Origin of the sequence: Cryobacterium sp. Sr3 (assembly GCF_004402835.1) — a bacterium.
In the GTDB taxonomy this organism is placed as follows: domain Bacteria; phylum Actinomycetota; class Actinomycetes; order Actinomycetales; family Microbacteriaceae; genus Cryobacterium; species Cryobacterium sandaracinum.
The window spans coordinates 103,376-122,969 of sequence record NZ_SOFA01000027.1 but is presented as its reverse complement, the minus strand read 5'-3'; the positions used below and the strand labels follow the sequence as shown (position 1 = coordinate 122,969).

Sequence of the window (19,594 nt, the reverse complement as noted above, 5' to 3'; positions counted from 1 at the left end):
TTGAGTTTCTGTTCCTAGACAGTCAGAAACCTAGACAGGAAGCGGCGTGCGGCCGTTAAGGCGCTCCGAAACACCCACAGATGAAGCAGGAGAGCCAAAATCTCCGTCGAATTCGTTCGAAGCGGAGGTAATCTCCCTGAGCGGCGATGCCGCATCAGCCACGGCAGCCAGGGCCGCCGCGGCTGTACGGATTTATCCGCCTAGACGGCCGCGAGCGCCCGGTCGATGTCGTCGATGAGGTCGGCGACGCCTTCGATGCCCACGGACAGACGGATGATGTTGTCCGCTACTTCGAGTTCAGTGCCGCGAACCGATGCGTGGGTCATCTCGGAGGGGTAGTTGACCAGCGATTCCACGCCACCGAGCGATTCGGCCAGCTGGAACAGCTGCGTGGCCTCGGCGAAGGAACGCGCCGCGGCCGCGCCGCCCACGAAGGAGATCGACAGCATGCCGCCGAAGCCGCTCATCTGCTTCTTCGCCAGCTCGTGGCCCGGGTGCGTCGGCAGGCCGGGGTAGTAGACCCGGTCGATCGCCGGGTGGCCCTGCAGGTGCTCGGCGATCGCCTGGGCGTTGCTGCAGTGGCGGTCCATCCGCACCGAGAGGGTCTTGATTCCGCGCACGGTGAGCCAGGCATCCATCGGGGCCGAGACGGGGCCGGCGGCGAACTGCAGGAACTGGGCCTTCTCGGCGAGCTCGTCGTCGTTGATGATCAGGGCGCCGCCGAGCACGTCGGAGTGGCCACCGAGGTACTTCGTGGTGGAATGCACGACGACGTCCGCCCCCAAGGCCAGCGGCTGCTGTAGCGCGGGCGAGGCGAACGTGTTGTCCACGATCACGGTCACGCCGAAGCGGTGGCCGATCCGGGCCAGAGCGGCGATGTCGCAGACCTTCATCAATGGATTGCTGGGCGTCTCCACCCAGAGGATCTTCGTCTCGCCCGGGATGATGGCCTGTTCGACGGCGGCGAGGTCGCTCATCTCCACGGTGGAGTTGAGGATGCCCCAGGCACCGTGCACCCGGTTGATCAGCCGGTGCGTGCCGCCATAGACGTCGTTGCCGAGCACGATGTGGTCGCCCGGTGCGAGCAGCGCGCGCAGGATGGTGTCCTCCGCGGCGAGCCCGCTGGCGAAGGAGAGGCCGTGCTTTCCGCCCTCCAGCGCGGCCAGCAGGGTCTCAAGCGCGGTGCGGGTCGGGTTGCCGCCGCGGCTGTACTCGTAGCCGCCGCGCAGGTGGCCGATGCTCTCCTGCACATACGTGGACGTCTGGTAGATGGGCGGGATCACGGCGCCGGTCGTCGGGTCGAATTCCTGCCCCGCGTGGATGGCGATGGTGTCGAAGTTTCGTGTGCGAGCCATTGATTCGTCCTTAGTCATGCTGTTCAGGCGCTCAGGTAGGTGAGCAGGTCGTGGCGGGTGATGACGCCGAGGGGTTTGCCGCCGTCGGTGACGAGGAGCGCATCGTGGCCGGCGAAGGCGGCGCGCGCGGCCGCGACGGGCTCGTTCACCCCGATTAGCGGGAGGGAGTCGCCGACGAACTCGCCGACGCGGTCGGCCAGTTTCGCTTCGCCGGAGAAGACGAGTTCCATCAGCCGGCGTTCGTCGACCGCGCCGACGACCTCGCCCATCACCACCGGGGGCTTTTCGGTGAGCACCAGCACCTGGGAGACGCTGGCCTCGGTCATGACTCCGATGGCGTCGTGCACCGTGGCGCTGGGGTGCACGTAGACGAACGGCGGCAGGGCGCCGGTCTTGGACGAGAGCAGGTCGCCGACCGTGTGCCCGGCGGGCGCGTTGCTGAAACCGTAGCTGCGCATCCAGCCGTCATTGAAGATCTTGCCCAGGTAGCCGCGCCCGCCGTCGGGCAGCAGCACGACGATGGTGTCGTCGGCGCCGAGGGTTCTCGCCGCGCGCAGGGCGGCGACGACGGCCATGCCGCTCGAACCTCCGACCAGAATGCCCTCTTCGAGGGCGAGCCGGCGGGTCATCGCGAAGGAGTCGGCGTCGGAGACGGCGATCACCTCGTGCACGACCTCCGGGTCGTAGGCGCCCGGCCAGAAGTCCTCGCCCACGCCCTCGACCAGATACGGCCGGCCGGTGCCACCGGAGTACACCGAGCCCTCCGGATCGGCGCCGATGATGCGCACGCTCTCTCCCGAGACCTCGCGCAGGTACCGTCCGGTACCGGTGATGGTGCCGCCGGTGCCGACGCCCGCGACGAAGTGGGTGATCGTGCCGTCGGTGTCGCGCCAGATCTCGGGCCCGGTCGTCTCGTAGTGGCTGAGCGGGCCGTTCGGGTTGAAGTACTGGTTGGGCTTGAAAGCCCCCGGGATCTCCCGGGCCAGCCGGTCGGACACGCTGTAATAGGAGTCAGGGTGGTCGGGGGCGACGGATGTCGGGGTCACCACAATCTCCGCGCCGTAGGCCGTGAGCACGTTGCGCTTGTCCTCGCCCACCTTGTCCGGCAGCACGAACACGCACTTGTAGCCGCGTTGCTGGGCAACGAGAGCGAGGCCGACGCCCGTGTTGCCCGAGGTCGGCTCGACGATGGTGCCGCCGGGAAGCAGGAAGCCGTCCCGTTCGGCGGCATCGATGATGCGCACCGCGATGCGGTCCTTCGCGGAGCCGCCCGGGTTCAGGTACTCCAGCTTGACCAGCACGGTGGCGCTGACGTCAGCCGTCACCTTGTGCAGCCTGACCAGGGGGGTGTCACCGATGAGGTCGAGAACGGTGTCGGCAATTTTCATCGAGAGTCCTTCATCGAGGGTTCTTCGTCACGGATTCGAGCCGGGTCAACTCTATCGGCGTGAGCGGAGTGGGGGCCGTGGGCGTCGGCGACGTGACCTGCTCCGAGTACAGCCGCGCGTAGACGCCATCGTCTTTGAGCAGTTCGGCGTGGGTGCCCCTCTCTACGATCCGGCCGGCGTCGACGACGAAGATGACGTCGGCGGACACGATGGTCGACAGCCGGTGCGCGATGGCGATGGTCGTACGCCCGCGGGAAGCGGTGTCCAGGGCCGCCTGAACGACGCGCTCGGAGATGGCGTCCAGGGCGCTGGTGGCCTCGTCGAGGATCAGCACCTCGGGGTCCTTGAGCAGCACCCGCGCGATGGCGATGCGCTGCTTCTCGCCGCCGGAGAGCCGGTAGCCGCGCTCCCCCACCAGGGTGTCGTAGCCGGCGGGGAAGGATGCGATCGTGTCGTGGATACTCGCCGACCGGGCCGCGGCCTCGAGCTCGGCATCCGTCGCCTCCGGTTTCGCGTAGCGGAGGTTCTCGGCGATGGTCGCGTGGAAGAGGTAGGTCTCCTGGCTGACGATGCCGATGTGGGAGACGAGGGACTGCTGCTGGAGGCCCTGCACCTCGACGCCGGAGAAGAGTACCCGCCCGGCCGAGGCCTCGTAGAAGCGCGGGATGAGATAGGACACGGTGGTCTTGCCTGCCCCGGACGGGCCGACGAAGGCCGCGAACTGGCCCGGCTCGATCGTGAAGGAGACGTCGTCCAGGGTGGGGCGCGATTCCGCGCCGGCATCCGGGTAGGCGAAGGTGACCCCGTCGAAGGCGACCCGGCCGACGGCCTCGCCGCGGGCCGGCACGGGGGCGGCGTCGGGGGCGTCGCGGATCGCGGGCCGGAGGTCGAGGTACTGGAAGATGCGGGCGAACAGGGCGCTTGAGGTCTGCAGGTCGAGGGCAACGCGCATCAGGCCGAGCAGCGGGAACAGCAGCCGTGACTGCACGGTCGTGAAGGCCACGATCGTGCCCGCCGTGATGTCGGTCGTTCCACTGCCCATCAGCAGACCGGCCACGAGGTAGACGATCGCCGGGATGCTGGAGAGGAAGATGCTCACCGTGGCGAAGAACCACTGGCCGCTCATCTGCTGGCTGATCTGCAACTCGACCTGGTTGGCATTCTCGTCGGCATACCGATGGATCTCGGTCTTCTGGCGGGTGAAGCTTTTCGAGAGCAGGATGCCGGATACGCTCAGCGTCTCCTGCGTGATCGCCGTCATGTCCGAGAGCGACTCCTGCGTCCTGGACGCGATGCGGGCCCGCACCTGGCCGACCCGGCGCTGGGCAAAGACGAGTACGGGCATCAGGATGATGGCGACGATCGCCAGCTGCCAGCTCAGCAGGAGCATCGCGACGAGCGCCGCGATCACGGTCACGGCGTTGCCGAGCAGACTGGAGATGGTGTTGGTGAGCACGCTCGCGACGCCGCCGACATCGTTCTGCAGCCTGGATTGGATGACGCCCGTCTTCGTTCGCGTGAAGAAGCTCAGTTCCATCGCCTGCAAGTGGGTGAACAGCCGCACCCGCAGGGCACCCATCACCGAGTTGCCGACCGTGGCGGTGAGCCAGGCCTGCCAGACGCCGAGCAACTGCGTCCCCAAATAGATGGCGATCATCACCCCCACGAGCACGGCGAGACGCTGCACGTCCGGGCTGCCGCCGGGCGGGAAGAGCCCCTCGTCGAAGGCCCGCTGCACGAGCAGGGGCGGCACGACGGAGAGCGCCGCGCTGATGAATACGAGAACCACGGTGACCGTGAGCTTCGCGCGGTGCGGCGCGAACAGGCCGATGATCCGGCGAAGCAAATTCGGGATGCGCGGGGCCTCGGCGTTCTCGGCCCGCTGCGCCACGACATCTGCGCCGCTTACCCGCCCCCGTCGACCGCCGCCGCCACCGTGCATTCCACTCATGAAATCACTCTAAACTCCCGCGCGGCACACAAATGTGCCCGTTCCGAACACCGGCGGCCCGGGTGGGCGCCAGCGGCGGAACGGGCACAGTCGCTGATGCGGCTAGCCCTTCGTCGAACCGGCCAGCAGGCCGCGCACGAAGTAGCGCTGCAGGGAGAAGAACACGATCAGCGGAACCAGGATCGAGATGAACGCGCCGGCCGTGAGCAGGTGCCAGTCCTGGCCGCGGGTACCGGTGATCTCGGCCAGCAGCTTGGTCATCGGCGCCACCGCACCGTCGGCGAAGATCAGCGCCACGAGCAGGTCGTTCCAGACCCAGAGGAACTGGAAGATGGCGAAGGATGCGATCGCCGGCATGGTCAGCGGCAGCACGATGCGGAAGAAGATCTGCCCGTGACCGGCGCCGTCGACCCGCGCCGCCTCGATGACGTCGGCGGGAATCTCCGACACGAAGTTGTGCAGCAGGTAGATGGCGAGCGGCAGGGCGAACATCGTGTGCGCGATCCACACCTGCGAGTAGCCGCCGGCGTCGCTGATCGAGGAGACCACCGGGAAGCCGAAGACCTCACCCCGCGAGAAGAACTGCAAGAGCGGCACGAGGGCCATCTGCAGCGGAACGATCTGCAGCGCGAAAACCGCGATGAACAGCACGTTCTTGCCGCGGAAGTCGATCCAGGCGAATGCGTAGGCCGCGAGGCTGGCGATGATCAGCGGCAGCAGTGTGGCCGGCAGGGTGATCGCGATCGAGTTGATGAACGCACCGGCCAGATTCAGCTGACTGTTGCCGGCCTGGAGCACATCGCTGTAGTTGTCGATGGTCAGACCCCAGTTCGAGAAGAGCGTCCACCAGCCGGTGGTGCGTACTTCCTGCGCCGGGCGGAAGGAGGAGACGAAGAGCCCGAAGGTCGGAACGGTCCAGAGCACGGCGATCACGAGCGCCGCGATCGTGGCGCCTCGGCTGGTCAACCGCTTCTTGGTGCGCTTGGCCGCCACGAACTCCTGACGGCGCTCGCCTCGGCGAGTTTGGCTCTTGGTGTTCTTGTCGACGGGGAGCTCAACCGGAAGAATCGCGCTCATCGGATTTCCCTCTGCTTCTGAATCTGGCGGGCGTTGTAGACGACGATCGGGAGCACGAGCAGGAACAGGATCACGGCGAAGGCGGCGGACCGGCCCTGCTCGAAGTTCTTGAACTGCGTGTACATCTCGTTCGCGATGACGCTGGTGTCGTTGGCGCCTGCGGTCATGGTCCGGACGATGTCGAAGACCTTGAGGGAGGCGATGGAGATCGTCGTCAACACGACGACGAGGGCGCCGCGGATGCCGGGCACCGTGACGTTGGTGAACTTCTGCCAGGCGTTGGTGCCGTCGAGTTCGGCGGCCTCCATCTGCTCGGCAGGCACGCCCTTGATGGCGGCGGAGAGCACGACCATGGCGAATCCGGTCTGCACCCAGATCAGCACGACGATCAGGAAGACCGTGTTCCAGGGTGCGTTGGCGAGGAAGTCGACGGGCTGGCCGCCGAACCACACCACAACCTGGTTGAGCAGGCCGATCTGGTTCTGGTCGGCCGGCCGGGCCGTGTAGACGAAGCGCCAGATGATGGACGCCCCGACGAAAGAGATGGCCATGGGCATGAAGACCATGATCTTGAAGTACTTCTCGCCGCGGCTCTTGTCGATGAAGACCGCATAGGCCAGGCCGGCGATCGTAGACACGAGCGGAGTGATGAGCACCCAGACGATCGTGTTGAGCACCGTGCGGATGGCCTCCGGCTGGGTGAACACCCAGACGAAGTTGTCGAGGCCGATGAACTCGGTTCCGCGGGAGTTCATGAACGCCTGCACCGTTGTCTGGATGGTCGGGATGATGAGTCCGACGATGAGGAGCAGGATGGCCGGAGCGAGGAAGCCGAAGAGCTGGAAGAGGTAGCCGGCGCCGGAGCGTGAGCGGTAGTCGACGATGAAGAAGACTCCGCCGAGAACGGCGGCCGCGGCGATGGCCCACCAGTACGATCCCGCGGCGAGCAGGATGAGCAGCGGGGCGGCGACGCAGACGGCGAGACGGATGACGGTGTAGCCGGTGCCCTTGCGCGGGGCTATCTCGACGACGAACAGGATCGCGGCCACCAGGGCGACGAACGCGAGGATGATGATGGGGACTTGGACCAGGGGCGGCAAGTCAGCCAGCCAGGCAAGGAACGCCGACATATGAAACCTCTCGAGTACGACTGCGGGCTCACAGTTTGCTGGTGGGGCGGAAAACTACCGCCACGGTACACCAGCAGGGGAGTGCGGGTCGCCCCTTTTCAGGAGGACGACCCGCACGGTTGTGGTGCTGTTAGATGAGCTGGTTCCGAATTGAACTAGCTGGAGGGCCAGCCGGCTTCGATGCTGGTGAGAACCTCGTCGGTCGGGGCTCCGTTGATCCAGTTGACCATTCCCTTCCAGAAGGTGCCGGCGCCCACGGAGCCGGGCATCAGGTCGGAGGCGTCAAAGCGGAAGGTGGTCTCCGGGTCCTGAAGGATCTTGATGGCTTCCTGCAGGATGGGGCTCTTCGCGTTGGCCGGGTCAAGACCCGAGTTGGCGCTGATGACTCCACCGAGGCTCACCCGGCTGTTCGCCCAGTCGTCGCTGGAGAGGTACGTCTGAACGGCCTGGGTGTCGGCGTCATCCGCGAATGCGGCGACGATCTCGCCACCACCGGTCACGGCCTGGCTGCCGGCCTCTTCGGCCGGGGTGATGAAAGCCCAGACGTCACCGTCGGGACCGACCTCTCCGCCGGCATCCGTGATGAAGCCGTCGAAGAAGGATGCCTGGTGGTGCAGCGCGCAGGTTCCTGCGGCGAGCGGCGTGGCCACGTCACCGAACGGGGTGCTGTTGATCGAGCGGACATCACCGAACGTGGCGTTGACGTTGGCAGGGTTCAGCAGGATCTCTCCGACGGAGTCGAAGGCGGCCTTGATTGCGGGGTCCGTGAACGGGATCTCGTTGGCAACCCACTTGTCGTAGGTCTCCGCTCCGGCCTGACGCAGGACGAGGTCTTCGACCCAGTCCGTGCCCGGCCAGCCGGTGGCGTCGCCCGAGCCGAATCCGGCGCACCACGGGGCGCTGCCGGTCTTCTCCTGGATGGTCTTCGTCACGGCGAGGAGTTCGTCCCAGGTCTCGGGAACTTCGACACCCCACTCGGTGAACTTAGCCGGGGAGTACCAGATGAAGCCCTTGACGCTGGCCATCAGTGGCGCGCCGTAGAACGTGTCCCCGACGGTGCCGTAGGCCTTCCAGTCCTTGGACCAGAACTCGTCGACGTTGTCTTCGACGGCTTTCGGGGCAGGCTTGAGGAAGTCGCGGCTGGCAAGGTCGGCCATCAGTCCGGGCTGCGGGAAGATCGCGATGTCGGGAGCACTGCCACCCTGGGCGCGGATGGCGATCTGAGCCTCGAACTCCTTTGACGCCTCGTACTGGATGTCGATGTTGTTCTCTTCTTCCCAGGCAGCCCAGGACTTCTCGAGGAGCTTGGCCTCGGTGTCACCGATGGTGCCGTAGACGGAGACGACGCCGTCGCCTTCAGCTCCTGAGTCGGTGTTCGTGCTGCCGGGGCCACCGGAACAGCCGGCCAAGGTCAGACCGGCGATCGCCGCAATGGCAATGGGTGCTGTGATTCGGCGGTGGAATGACCGCATTTTTCCTCCTCGTTGAGTTTGATGAAGATGCGCCGGGGATATCCCCGGACAAACACCCAGGTGCTGCAGGAACAGCTTCTGTGCCGAAAACGATCAGATAAGGAACCGGTTCCACACCACAAGGTACGGTACGCCGGGCCGAATCGCAAGACCAGATTTGTCACGGAATGGCAAAGATCGCACTCCCGCCACGACACCTTCGAAAGTTCGTCCCGCGGGACGTGTCGCATTCCGGCGGATATAATGGAACCGGTTCCAGCGGGCCTGCCAGAGCTGTACAGTGTTGGAAACGGGTCCAAGGGCGGAGGCTGGAATGAGCGCAATTGCGGATGTCGCACGCCTCGCCGGCGTCGCGAAGGCCACAGCCTCCCGTGCCCTGAGCGGTCGTGGCTATGTGTCGGAGCAGACCCGGATCAAGGTCATCGCTGCAGCCAGGGAGATCGGTTACGTCGCTTCACCCAACGCGGCCAGCCTCGTCACCGGCCGAACCAAGAGCATCGGCGTGATCATCCCGTTCATCAGCCGCTGGTTTTTCTCCGAGGTTCTGGAGAGCATGGAACAGGCGCTGCTGGACAAGGGGTACGACATGACCCTCTACAACCTGCCGGCACCCTCACCCGAACGGGAGAGGGTCTTCGAGTACTTCCTCGCGCGCAAACGCTTCGACGGAGTGATCTCGGTCGGTGTGGCGCTCAGCGATGAGGAGGTCACCCTGCTGCACCGTCTGGGCCGCCCGCTGGTCGGAATCGGCGGACCCATCCGCGGCGTGGACACGATCGCCATCGACGACGTTGCCGCGGCCCGGCTCGCCACCGAGCACCTGCTCAGCCTGGGGCACACGGACATCGTGCACATCGGCGGCAGCAAAGAAGACGAGATGGACTTCCAGGTGCACAGCAACCGGCTCACCGGTTTCTACGCCGCCATGAGCGCCGCCGGCCTGCCCACCGAACGCTCGGGCCTGTTCTACGCCTGCGAGTTCACGATGCCGGGCGGCTACGAGGTGGGCCTCGCCGTGTTCGGCGACCCGCGCACCCGCCCCACCGCGGTCTTCGCCGCGAGCGACGAGATCGCGATCGGTTTGATCGTCGCCGCCAGGGAACTGGGTATCCAGGTGCCGGCCGACCTGTCCGTGATCGGGATCGACGGACATCCGTATGCCGATATGTTCCGTCTGACCACCCTCGAGCAGCACCCGCGCACACAGGGCCGGCTCGCGGTGCAGGCCCTCCTGACGGAATTGGAGAACCCCGCTCAGCACGGCGACGAGGATCACCTGACCCGGCTGCCCACGAACCTGGTCATCCGCTCGAGCACCAGCGGCCCACGTCTCACCCACGGGGGCTGACACCGTGCGTCGGGCCTGACGGAACGGGCATAACGACAGAAGGCGCCGCATCCGATGGATGCGACGCCTTCTCTGTGTGGACGGCTTGGGCCGTCACGCCTCTACGAGAAGCAGAGAACCCCTCGCGGGGCCCCGACTACTTGAGGACGGCGGTGGCGCCGGCAGCTTCGAGAGCAGCCTTGCCCTTTTCAGCGGCTTCCTTGGAAACGCCTTCGAGGACGGCCTTCGGCGCGCCATCGACGACGGCCTTGGCCTCGCCGAGGCCCAGGCTGGTGAGCTCGCGCACAACCTTGATGACCTGGATCTTCTTGTCGCCGACAGCCTCGAGGATGACGTCGAAAGCGGACTGCTCTTCGACCTCTTCAACGGGGGCGGCGGGACCGGCAGCGCCGGCAGCGGCGACCGGTGCAGCGGCGGTGACCTCGAAGGTCTCCTCGAACGCCTTGACGAACTCGGAGAGTTCGATGAGGGTGAGGCCCTTGAACTGTTCGAGCAATTCCTCGGTGGAAAGCTTTGCCATGATTTTTCTCCCTATAGTTTCTTAGTTACTCACCGCGATGCCAGGCAGATGCCTAGTTCGCGGACTCCTGCTTCTCACGCAGCGCGTCGATGGTGCGAACAGCCTTCGACAGCGGTGCGTTGAACAGATATGCGGCTCCGAACAGCGAGGCCTTGAATGCGCCGGCCAGCTTGGCCAGCAGCACTTCGCGGGACTCGAGGTCGGCGAGCTTGCCTACCTCTGCGGCGGTGAGCGGGTTACCGTCGAAGTAACCACCCTTCACTACCAGGAGAGGGTTTGCCTTGGTGAAGGCACGCAGGGTCTTCGCAACGGCGACAGGGTCTCCGTGAACGAATGCGATTGCGGACGGACCGACAAGCTCGTCGTCAAACGACGTGATGCCGGCGTTGTTCGCCGCAATCTTGGTCAGCGTGTTCTTCACCACGGCGTACGTGGCGTCCGCACTGATGGAAACGCGCAGCGACTTGAGCTGCGCAACAGTGAGACCGCGGTACTCGGTGAGCAGAACGGCGGTCGAGCTCTGGAATTTCTCCGTAAGCTCGGCGACCGTTGCTTCCTTGTTCGCCATGGCGCTCCTCTTGGTTTCATGTGCCGGTAGCCCGGGGAGCAGACATGAAAAAAGCTCCGGCGCAGGCGCCGGAGCTGGGAACGCATTCCAGTGAATGCAGTCTGACTTCGAATCCTGCGCGGGCCGTTCACGTGAATGAACCTTCGATTGCCAGTGCATTTCTACACGGCAATAACCGGCGGTCTTTGGCTTTCGCCCACGATACGGGATGGTGGAGGCCGGTGCAAATCGGCATCCGTTCACTGCATCCCCGAACCCGCCTCCCGCTGCCTGCTGCCCGCTGCCCGCCTGCGACTCCTGAACCCGACCCTGAACCAATTCGACGGAGATTTTGCCCGAAATGGCCGGTTTCGGGTTCAAAACCTTGTTCTGGAGCAAAATCTCCGTCGAATTCGCATGGCGAACCGGGCAGACCACGCACCGGCACGGGACGGGGTCAGGCGAGCGCGACGGGGAGGGAGACGCGGAAACACGTGAAACCGGGGCGGCTCTCGACCTCGATCTCGCCCTGGTGCGCGGCCACGACCGCGTGGGCGATGGCCAGGCCGAGGCCCGTGCTGCCCGTTCCCCGGTAGCGCGTGCTGTCGCCGCGGGCGAAACGCTCGAACAGTGTGGCCCGGAGGTTCTCAGGGACGCCGGGGCCGTCATCCGTCACTGTCAGGGTAACGCGGTCGTTCTGGCGCGCGAGGGCCACGTCGACCGTGGTCTCGGGGGGCGTGTGGATGCGCGCGTTGGCGAGCAGGTTGGCGAACACCTGGTGCAGCCGCGCGGCATCACCGACGATTTCCACCGGCTCGTCGGGCAGCTCCAGGCCCAGCACCCGTCCCGGGCCGGCGGCGTGGGCGTCGCTGACGACGTCCACGATCAGGCTGGTCAGGTCGACCGGGCCGCTGACCAGCTCCCGGCCTTCGTCGAGACGGGCGAGGAGCAGCAGGTCTTCGACCAGGCCGGTCATCCGCACCGATTCCGACTCGATCCGCCCCAGGGAATGCAGCGCGTCCGGCGGCAGTTCCTGCTCGGAGCGGCGGGTGAGTTCGGCGTAGCCGCGGATCGAGGCCAGCGGCGTGCGCAGCTCGTGGCTGGCGTCGGCGACGAACTGGCGCACCTTGCGCTCACTGGCCTGACGTGTTTCGAGCGCCACGTCCACGTGGTCGAGCATGCGGTTCAGCGCCGATCCCACCCGGCCGACCTCGGTGCGGGGGTCGGTGTCGGCGGCCGGTACCCGGTCGACGAGCGAGACCTCCCCACGGTCCAGGGGGAGCTCGGACACCCGCGCCGCCGTCTCGGTCACGCGCACCAACGGGCGCAGGGCGAGCCGCACGATCCAGGTGGCCAGAATCGCGACGATGAGGATGCCGACCAGGGAGACCACCGCAATGATGATGCCCAGCTGGGTGACCGTGTTCTGCACCCCGGAGAGCGGCAGGCCCACCAGGTAAAGGGTGCCGTTGCGGGTCGTGTCGGCCCTGACCCGGTAGCTGCCGGCGTCTTCGCCGAGATGCACCGTCACCGCGGTCGATTCCCGCATCTGTTCGGCCAGCAACTGCACCTGCTCACCGGTCAGCTTGGCGATCTCGCCGCTCTCCTCCTCCGTGTAGCCGGCCGTGACAGTCGAGCCGTCGTAGACCAGGGCCAGCGTTCCAGGCTGCTGGGCCGGACCGGACAGAATCATCTGCGCCGTCGGTGTGAAGAATGCCCCGTTGCCGCCCTCGTCGTCCGCATCCCGGCGCACGTCGATCACGGCGCCTGACCGGTCCGACGCGCTTTGCAGCTGCTGGTCGAGGCCGTCGATCAGGGAGGCACGGAGAATGGCGACGCTGACCATCCCGATACCGATACTGACCAGGGCGAGGAGGCCGACGACGGCGAGCACCAGCCGCCGGCGCAGGGTCCACGGCGCGCGTCGCCGGCGAGCACCCGGCTCGCGGGGAGAATTCGGGGTCACGACGCGGTCTTCAACATATAGCCGGCGCCGCGCACCGTGTGGATCATCGGCACGCGGCCGGCGTCGACCTTCTTGCGCAGATAGGAGATGTAGATCTCGACGACGGAGGACTTGCCGCCGAAGTCATAGCTCCACACCCGGTCGAGGATCTGGGCCTTGCTGAGCACCCGCCGGGGGTTGCGCATCAGGAAGCGCAACAGTTCGAATTCGGTGGCGGTCAGCTCGATCGCGTCTCCCCCGCGGAACACCTCGTAGCTGTCCTCGTCGAGGGTGAGGTCGCCGACCGAAATGCGGGGATCCAGGGAGTCGGCCACGGTGAGGGTGGACCGGCGGATGAGCCCGCGGAGCCGGGCGACGACCTCTTCAAGGCTGAACGGTTTGGTGACGTAGTCGTCGCCGCCGGCCGTCAGCCCCTTGAGCCGGTCGTCGAGGGAGTCCTTGGCCGTGAGGAAGAGCACGGGCGTCTCGTGGCCGTCCGACCGCAGGCGTTGCAACACCTGCAGGCCGTCGAGGTCGGGCAGCATGATGTCGAGCACGATCGCATCCGGCCGGAATTCGCGGGCGATCGTGAGCGCCTGACGCCCCTCGCCGGCCGTGCGCACCTCCCAGCCCTCATAGCGCAGCGCCATCTGGAGCAGATCGGTCAGCGTCGGTTCGTCGTCGACCACGAGCACCCGGATGGCGCTGCCGTCCGCCCTGGTCAGGCGCGGTGCGCGGACCACTCGCTCGTTCTCGCTAGTGCTCATGATTACCAGTATCCGAATGTTGGCTATGAATCGGCTATGCGCAGTCTTGGTCTCTGCTGTGACGCGAAACCGTCATCCGTCCGCTGTCGCCCCGCAGCCATAGCGCGACGGCTGATGCCGCCCGGCGTGGGCAGGCCCGGCGAACAGGCACAATGGAACAGTGACGAACCAGCTGCTCTCCCTGTTCGATGAGGAGGTGCATCCGTCGCCCGTCGATGCCCGGCCGGTGGCGCCCCTGGTCGCCGCGGCGCACCTCCGGCGCATCGTTGCCGATTCCACCGACCGGGTGACCTGGCTGCGGGCCCGCGCCCAGGGGATCACGGCCACGGATGTCGCCAAGCTCGCCACCCCGAAATCGCTTCAGACCGCCGTCTACGACAAGCTCAACGGCAGCAGCTTCAACGGCAACAGCTTCACGGACCACGGGCGCGCCCGGGAGCCCGAGATCGCGGCCTGGGTGCTCGGCCGCTACGGCATCGAGCCCAGCACGGCCCTGTTCCACGCGGCCCACCACCGGCGGCACCTGGCCACCCCCGACGGCGTCGGCACCGGTTCAGGCCAGGGTGCCGGCGGCCTTGAACTGGCCGAGATCAAGACGACGAGCAAGGCCTGGCGCAGCATCCCGCGCTCGTACTTGCGTCAGGTGTGGTGGCAGCAGTACGTGCTCGGCGCCGAACGCACCCTGCTCGTCTGGGAACAGCACCAGGACTTCGTCCCCGTGAATGCCGAGCCCGAGTGCCGGTGGATCGACCGTGACGAAGACCAGATCGCGATCCTGGTGGGGTACGCCAACAACCTGATCGCCCTGCTCAACCAGCAGACCACCTCGGGTCCACCGCCCGCGCAGGCCTGACCGGTCGTCCACCGGTCGTCCACCGGTTTCGCAGCGCGCGGATGCCCGCGGGAAAGCCGCTTGCCGGGTGTCGCAGGCGGCTTTCCCCTCGGCGTCACGCCACTACTGATCGAGCAAGTTCGCGCCGCTTCGGGTGCGGTACGACTTTTTCAGATGAGCCGGGCGGAGTGCTGAGTACTGGCTCGGTGGGGGATGAACCGAACCCAAGAGAGACCGGATGCGGGAAACCAGGGACTCTTCCACACACCGGGGTCGGTCCCCCTTTATGTGGACAGACTATGCGCCTGGCCCCCCTTCCAGCCAGACCTCGCCGCCACCAGATTCGGCCTCTTGCACCCCCAATTCGAGGGACACCGGGATGTGCCGGTTTGTCCCGGTTGTGCCCCGGCGGCGCGCAACCCACGAGAGAATGGGCAGATGGGAAACGCCACGAATCACTCACCGACCATGCGCGCCCTCGTGATCGACCGCCCCGGCCCGGCCGACGAGCTGCACCTGGCCGAGGTGGACGCCCCGATCGCGATTTTCGATGAACTCCTCGTGCGGGTCGTCGCCGCCGGAGTCAACCCGATCGATACCAAAACCAGGGCCGGCGGCGGCGTCACGAAGGCCATCCGCGGCTACCCGGCCGTGCTCGGACTCGATTTCAGCGGCGTCGTGGTCAGCGCGCCCTACGAGGCGTTCCCGCTGCAGCCCGGCGACGCGGTCTTCGGCATCGCCCGCGTGCCCCGCACCCCCGGCAGCTACGCCGAGCTGGTGACCGTCTCCAGCCTGAACGTCACCCGCAAGCCCGTGCGACTCAGCCACGTCGAGGCGGCTGCCGTACCGGTGGCGGCGCTCACCGCGTGGGGCATGGTCGTGGACCTGGCCGCGGCGGCTCCCGGGCAACGGATGCTCATTCACGCCGGCAGCGGCGGGGTCGGCCATTTCGCCGTGCAGTTTGCCAAGGCCTTCGGCGCCCACGTGACCGCGACCGGGTCGACCCGCAACCTTGATTTCCTGCGAGAGCTCGGCGCCGACGTCGTCATCGACCACACCCAGACCCGGTTCGACGAGGTGCTCTCCGGGCTGGACGCGGTGATCGACCTGGTCGGCAATGTTCACGACAACACCGGCACTCGGTCGCTCGGCGTGCTGCGCCCCGGCGGAATCCTGGTGAACGCGCCGACCGGAAGCTGGCCGACCATGGCGGAGGAGGCCGCGGCCGCGGGCATCCGTGCCACCGGATTCAAAGTGGCGCCCTCCGGGCACACCCTCGACGTCATCACCGAACTCATCGACGACGGCGCCGTGCGGGTGCACGTGGACCGGGTGTTCCCCCTGGCAGAAGGCGCGGCGGCGCACCGCCTGATCGAGGAGGGACACACACGCGGCAAGATCGTGCTGCGGGTGACGGATGACCCGACCGGCTCCTCTGCGGACTCCGGCTCCGACTCTGCCGGGCCTCGCTCGTGAGCGGCGACGGCCCGTCCCTCGTCTGGTTCCGCGACGACCTGCGCCTCGCGGACAACCCGGCCCTGCAGGCCGCGCTCGAACGCGGCAAGCCGATCGTGGCCGTGTACGTGCTGGACGAGGAGTCCCCTGCGGTCCGGCCGCTCGGTGGCGCGGCCCGGTGGTGGCTTCACGGGAGCGTGACAGCGCTGGCCGACTCGCTGGAACGCCTGGGCGGCCGGTTGACGCTGCGCCGGGGGCCGGCCGAGGACATGATCATGGCGCTCGCGGCATCCGTCGGCGCCGACGCCGTATTCTGGAATCGTCGCTACGGCGCCGCCGAGCGCGAGGTCGACACCCGGATCAAGTCGGGCCTCACCGCGGCCGGAACGGAGGCCCGCAGCTTTGCCGGCGCGCTCCTGTTCGAGCCGTGGACGATCCAGACCGGTCAGGGGGGCACCTACTCGGTGTTCACCCCCTTCTGGCGGGCGTGCACAGCCGGCCCGCCGCCGCGCGCACCCTACCCCGCACCCGAGTCGATCCCCGGCTTCCCCGGAGAGATCCCCTCCGACGCGCTCGACGGCTGGGGCCTCCTGCCGACCCGGCCCGACTGGGCGGCCGGGCTGCGGGGCGCCTGGCAGCCCGGCGAGGACTCCGCTCACCGCCTGCTCGAGACCTTCCTGAGCGAGTCCCTCACCCGGTACGGCGACGAGCGCGACGAGCCGGCCCAGGCGGTCACCTCGCGTCTGTCGCCGCACCTGCGCTGGGGCGAGATCAGTCCATTCCAGATCTGGCATGCAACCGAGCGGGCCCGGATCGGCCTCACCGGGCCCGCCCAGGCCAGTGCGACCCGATTCCTTACCGAGATCGGCTGGCGGGAGTTCAGCTACCACGTGCTGTTCACCAACCCCACCCTCGCCACCGTCAACCTGCGGCCCGAATTCGACGCTTTCCCCTGGCCGAAACTTGACCAGCGCGTGCTCGAAGCCTGGCAGCGCGGCCGCACCGGGATCTCGCTCGTCGACGCCGGCATGCGAGAACTCTGGCGCACCGGCAGCATGCACAATCGAGTGCGCATGGTGACGGCATCGTTCCTGATCAAGAACCTGCTGATCGACTGGCGGCTCGGAGAGCAGTGGTTCTGGGACACCCTCGTCGACGCCGACGCCGCGAGCAACCCGTTCGGCTGGCAGTGGGTGGCCGGGTCCGGCGCCGACGCCGCCCCCTTCTTTCGGGTCTTCAACCCGGAGCTGCAGGCGAAGAAGTTCGATCCAAACGCAGAGTATATCCGTCAGAACGTGCCGGAATACGGCACGGATGCCTACCCGGCCCCGATCGTCGACCTCGGCGAGACGAGACGGGCGGCCCTCGCCGCCTACGAACAGATCAAGGGGATGAAGGAGCAGTCGATCGCGGCCCGCGCGGCCGGGGCGGAGGGCACCCGTTAGAGCGCCCGCTCCAGCACGAAGTCGTCCTCGTACCGTTCGCCCACCAGGAAGCGCTTCTCGCCGACCGTGACGAACCCGTTCTTCTCGTAGAAGCGAATGGCCCGCGCGTTCTCCTGGTTCACGCCCAGCCAGCTGCCGGCCGCGCCCCGCGCCCGGGCGGCGTCCAGGGTCGCGTTCATCAGGGCCGCCGCCACCCCGCGGCCGTGCGTCTCGGCGCGCAGGTAGCACTTGCTCAGTTCCGCCGTGGGTCGGATCGTGGCCGCCGCCCGCGCATCGTCATCGGCCGGCTCGGCGAATACGAGCATCGTGTAGCCGAGCATGACCCCGGCCTCCCCGGCCTCCCCGGCCACTTCGGCCACGAGAATCAGCCGGTCCGGGTCGGCCAGGTAGGCGTCGAAGTTGCCCTCCGCGAGCACGTCACGCAGGAACGCGGCGATGGCCTCGGCCGAGGTGTGTGGCGGGCAGGCGAGCGCGAAGGTGGCGACGGCCAGCTCCGCCAGCGCCGCGGCATCCGTCGCCGTCGCCGTGCGAATCTCGATCACCGATCCAGCTTATCGACGCCCCCACCAGCCCACCACTGCATGCGAGAGCGCGCACGATGCCCCCTCAGTAGTGCTGAACGGGCTGAGTGCGCGCTTACGCGGCCAGGAGCTACAGGTAACGGGCGTACGCTCCCACGGTGAGGAACGTCGGGAACTCGGGCTCGAGCGCGCATGCCCGGAACACCTCGAGCGCGTCGTCGAACCGGTCTCCGGGCGTGCGCTCGAGTGCCTCGTACACGTCGACGAGCTGTTCCTCGACCCAGGTTCCGTCGATCCGGATGCCCTCGGCGGTGATCGAGCCCAGGTGGATCCACTGCCAGATCTGTGAGCGGGAGATTTCCGCGGTCGCGGCGTCCTCCATCAGATTGTCGATGGCCGCCGCGCCGACGCCGCGCAGCCAGGACTCGATGTAGCGCAACCCGATCGTGAGGTTGTCGTGAACGCCGGCCTCGGTGATCTGCCCGCCGACGGACTCCACGTCGAGCAGCTGGGCGGCCGTGACGCTCACCTCGGCGCGGGTGCGGTGCAGCTGGTTCGGCTGGTCGCCGAGCACGCGGTCGAACTCGGCTTGGGCCGTCGGGATGAGGTCCGGGTGCGCCACCCAGGTGCCGTCGAAGCCGTCGGTGGCCTCGCGCTTCTTATCGGCGGCCACCGCCTCGAGGGCACGCCGGGTCACCTCCGGGTCGCGCCGGTTCGGGATGAACGCGCTCATTCCGCCGACGGCATACGCACCACGCCGGTGGCAGGTCGACACCAGCAGCTCGGTGTAGGCACGCATGAAGGGCACGGTCATCGTGATCTGCTTGCGGTCGGGGAAGACGAACCGGCTCCCGCGGGTGCGGAACGTCTTGATGATGCTGAAGATGTAGTCCCAACGTCCGGCGTTCAGGCCTGCGCAATGGTCACGCAGCTCGTAGAGGATCTCCTCCATCTCGAAGGCGGCCTGGATCGTCTCGATCAACACGGTGGCCCGGATGGTGCCGTACTCGATGCCGAGGCGGTCCTCCGAGTGACTGAAGATATCGTCCCAGAGACGGGCCTCGACATGGCTCTCGAGCTTCGGCAGGTAGAAGTACGGCCCGCTGCCGCCCTCGATCAGGTGCTGCGCGTTGTGGAAGAAGTACAGCCCGAAGTCGACGAGGCTGCCGGACGCGTTCGTCCGGCGGTTCGCGCGGTCGACGAACGTCAGGTTCTTCTCCACCAGCTGCCAGCCGCGCGGGCGCATCACGATGGTGGGCGTGGCGCCGGTGGCGTCGCCGGTGACGGCGTATTGCTTGCCCTCCGGGCTGGTGAAGCTCAGCTGACCGCGCACCTGGTCGAACAGGGTCAGCTGGCCCTCGACGACGTTCGCCCAGGTGGGGCTGGTGGCGTCTTCCTGGTCGGCCAGCCAGACCTTCGCGCCCGAGTTCAGCGCGTTGATGGCCATCTTGCGGTCGGTCGGCCCGGTGATCTCCACCCGGCGGTCGACCAGCCCGGGACCCGCACCGGCAGCCGTCCAGGTGAGGTCACGACGGATGTGCGCGGTCTCGGTGAGGAATCCCGGGTCGCGCCCATTGGAGGCATCCACGCGCTTGCGCAGTCGAGTCGCCAGCAAGTCCTGCCGCGTACCGGCGAACCGGTCGTGCAGCTCGGCCAGGAATACCAGCGCCTCCGGCGTGAGGATCTCCTCATAGCGCGGACCGAGATCGCCGGTGATCTCGAGGTGCGGTTCGATGGTGGCAAAACTGCCGGTGTTCGTGGTCAGACTGGCGGCCTGGACCTGGTCGGATGTCGCCAGGGGCGGGGTGTTCATGGGCTGAGCTCCTTCGGAAGTTGAACGG

Annotated in this window: 16 protein-coding genes; 4 read left to right on the top strand and 12 right to left on the bottom strand. The window is 67.2% G+C overall.

The features are described 5' to 3' along the window. Positions 1–200 precede the first annotated feature (200 nt). From E3N94_RS08130 to E3N94_RS08105, 6 genes are all read right to left on the bottom strand, one after another. Positions 201–1,355 carry a cystathionine gamma-synthase gene (locus E3N94_RS08130; protein WP_134419478.1) on the bottom strand — a complete coding sequence of 385 codons (1,155 nt, stop codon included), beginning with the start codon at positions 1,353–1,355 and terminating at the stop codon, positions 201–203. Between the two features lie 23 nt (positions 1,356–1,378). Next, positions 1,379–2,743 (bottom strand): cystathionine beta-synthase, encoded by a 1,365-nt coding sequence (locus E3N94_RS08125; protein ID WP_134401034.1) that lies wholly within the window; start codon positions 2,741–2,743, stop codon positions 1,379–1,381. A gap of 10 nt (positions 2,744–2,753) precedes the next feature. After that, positions 2,754–4,694, bottom strand: a complete 1,941-nt coding sequence (locus E3N94_RS08120; RefSeq protein ID WP_134371982.1) for an ABC transporter ATP-binding protein — start codon at positions 4,692–4,694, stop codon at positions 2,754–2,756. A gap of 102 nt (positions 4,695–4,796) precedes the next feature. Beyond that, positions 4,797–5,771, bottom strand: coding sequence for a carbohydrate ABC transporter permease (locus E3N94_RS08115; RefSeq protein ID WP_134401033.1), 975 nt, complete (start codon positions 5,769–5,771; stop codon positions 4,797–4,799). Continuing rightward, positions 5,768–6,901 carry a sugar ABC transporter permease gene (locus E3N94_RS08110; protein WP_134342291.1) on the bottom strand — a complete coding sequence of 378 codons (1,134 nt, stop codon included), beginning with the start codon at positions 6,899–6,901 and terminating at the stop codon, positions 5,768–5,770. Before E3N94_RS08110 ends, E3N94_RS08115 begins: the two co-directional genes overlap by 4 nt. A gap of 155 nt (positions 6,902–7,056) precedes the next feature. Further along, positions 7,057–8,373 carry an ABC transporter substrate-binding protein gene (locus E3N94_RS08105; protein WP_104100774.1) on the bottom strand — a complete coding sequence of 439 codons (1,317 nt, stop codon included), beginning with the start codon at positions 8,371–8,373 and terminating at the stop codon, positions 7,057–7,059. A gap of 313 nt (positions 8,374–8,686) precedes the next feature. Here E3N94_RS08105 and E3N94_RS08100 point away from each other — a divergent pair, with 313 nt between their 5' ends. Next, positions 8,687–9,721: a LacI family DNA-binding transcriptional regulator gene (locus E3N94_RS08100; RefSeq protein ID WP_134419477.1), complete on the top strand. Its 1,035-nt coding sequence runs from the start codon at positions 8,687–8,689 to the stop codon at positions 9,719–9,721. Positions 9,722–9,857: 136 nt separating this feature from the next. On the opposite strand, the gene rplL is transcribed toward E3N94_RS08100, so the two are convergent. From rplL to E3N94_RS08080, 4 genes are all read right to left on the bottom strand, one after another. Further along, the gene (gene rplL, locus E3N94_RS08095) at positions 9,858–10,241 is read right to left on the bottom strand and encodes a 50S ribosomal protein L7/L12 (RefSeq protein ID WP_104100772.1); all 384 of its coding nucleotides are present in this window, start codon (positions 10,239–10,241) and stop codon (positions 9,858–9,860) included. A 52-nt stretch (positions 10,242–10,293) separates the two neighbouring features. Then, complete coding sequence (rplJ, locus tag E3N94_RS08090; RefSeq protein ID WP_104100771.1) at positions 10,294–10,809, bottom strand: 50S ribosomal protein L10; 516 nt, start codon at positions 10,807–10,809, stop codon at positions 10,294–10,296. Between the two features lie 436 nt (positions 10,810–11,245). Further along, positions 11,246–12,754 carry a HAMP domain-containing sensor histidine kinase gene (locus E3N94_RS08085; RefSeq protein ID WP_241987085.1) on the bottom strand — a complete coding sequence of 503 codons (1,509 nt, stop codon included), beginning with the start codon at positions 12,752–12,754 and terminating at the stop codon, positions 11,246–11,248. Continuing rightward, positions 12,751–13,500: a response regulator transcription factor gene (locus E3N94_RS08080; protein WP_134570057.1), complete on the bottom strand. Its 750-nt coding sequence runs from the start codon at positions 13,498–13,500 to the stop codon at positions 12,751–12,753. Before E3N94_RS08080 ends, E3N94_RS08085 begins: the two co-directional genes overlap by 4 nt. Positions 13,501–13,735: 235 nt before the next feature. Between E3N94_RS08080 and E3N94_RS08075 the strand changes: the two genes are divergently transcribed. The 3 genes from E3N94_RS08075 to E3N94_RS08065 all read left to right on the top strand — a co-directional run bounded on the left by E3N94_RS08075 (position 13,736) and on the right by E3N94_RS08065 (position 17,232). Beyond that, the gene (locus E3N94_RS08075) at positions 13,736–14,353 is read left to right on the top strand and encodes a YqaJ viral recombinase family protein (protein ID WP_233191382.1); all 618 of its coding nucleotides are present in this window, start codon (positions 13,736–13,738) and stop codon (positions 14,351–14,353) included. A gap of 417 nt (positions 14,354–14,770) precedes the next feature. Further along, entirely contained in the window at positions 14,771–15,808 is a 1,038-nt protein-coding gene (locus tag E3N94_RS08070; protein WP_241976743.1) for an NADP-dependent oxidoreductase, read from the top strand. After that, positions 15,805–17,232, top strand: a complete 1,428-nt coding sequence (locus E3N94_RS08065; RefSeq protein ID WP_134570056.1) for a deoxyribodipyrimidine photo-lyase — start codon at positions 15,805–15,807, stop codon at positions 17,230–17,232. Before E3N94_RS08070 ends, E3N94_RS08065 begins: the two co-directional genes overlap by 4 nt. On the opposite strand, the gene E3N94_RS08060 is transcribed toward E3N94_RS08065, so the two are convergent. Both E3N94_RS08060 and aceB read right to left on the bottom strand, forming a co-directional pair. Further along, positions 17,229–17,774, bottom strand: a complete 546-nt coding sequence (locus E3N94_RS08060; RefSeq protein WP_134394866.1) for a GNAT family N-acetyltransferase — start codon at positions 17,772–17,774, stop codon at positions 17,229–17,231. The two genes, E3N94_RS08065 and E3N94_RS08060, sit on opposite strands and share 4 nt — an antisense overlap. A gap of 109 nt (positions 17,775–17,883) precedes the next feature. Beyond that, the gene (aceB, locus tag E3N94_RS08055; protein WP_104100766.1) at positions 17,884–19,566 is read right to left on the bottom strand and encodes a malate synthase A; all 1,683 of its coding nucleotides are present in this window, start codon (positions 19,564–19,566) and stop codon (positions 17,884–17,886) included. Between the last annotated feature and the right edge of the window lie 28 nt (positions 19,567–19,594).

Excerpts from the sequence above, each read along its gene's own strand:
- E3N94_RS08120 (WP_134371982.1), bottom strand. The coding sequence starts at position 4,694 with ATGAGTGGAATGCACGGTGGCGGCGGCGGTCGACGGGGGCGGGTAAGC.
- E3N94_RS08100 (WP_134419477.1), top strand. The coding sequence starts at position 8,687 with ATGAGCGCAATTGCGGATGTCGCACGCCTCGCCGGCGTCGCGAAGGCC.
- rplL (WP_104100772.1), bottom strand. The coding sequence starts at position 10,241 with ATGGCAAAGCTTTCCACCGAGGAATTGCTCGAACAGTTCAAGGGCCTC.
- rplJ (WP_104100771.1), bottom strand. The coding sequence starts at position 10,809 with ATGGCGAACAAGGAAGCAACGGTCGCCGAGCTTACGGAGAAATTCCAG.
- E3N94_RS08115 (WP_134401033.1), bottom strand. The coding sequence starts at position 5,771 with ATGAGCGCGATTCTTCCGGTTGAGCTCCCCGTCGACAAGAACACCAAG.
- E3N94_RS08110 (WP_134342291.1), bottom strand. The coding sequence starts at position 6,901 with ATGTCGGCGTTCCTTGCCTGGCTGGCTGACTTGCCGCCCCTGGTCCAA.
- E3N94_RS08080 (WP_134570057.1), bottom strand. The coding sequence starts at position 13,500 with ATGAGCACTAGCGAGAACGAGCGAGTGGTCCGCGCACCGCGCCTGACC.
- E3N94_RS08105 (WP_104100774.1), bottom strand. The coding sequence starts at position 8,373 with ATGCGGTCATTCCACCGCCGAATCACAGCACCCATTGCCATTGCGGCG.
- E3N94_RS08070 (WP_241976743.1), top strand. The coding sequence starts at position 14,771 with ATGGGAAACGCCACGAATCACTCACCGACCATGCGCGCCCTCGTGATC.
- E3N94_RS08125 (WP_134401034.1), bottom strand. The coding sequence starts at position 2,743 with ATGAAAATTGCCGACACCGTTCTCGACCTCATCGGTGACACCCCCCTG.
- E3N94_RS08130 (WP_134419478.1), bottom strand. The coding sequence starts at position 1,355 with ATGGCTCGCACACGAAACTTCGACACCATCGCCATCCACGCGGGGCAG.
- aceB (WP_104100766.1), bottom strand. The coding sequence starts at position 19,566 with ATGAACACCCCGCCCCTGGCGACATCCGACCAGGTCCAGGCCGCCAGT.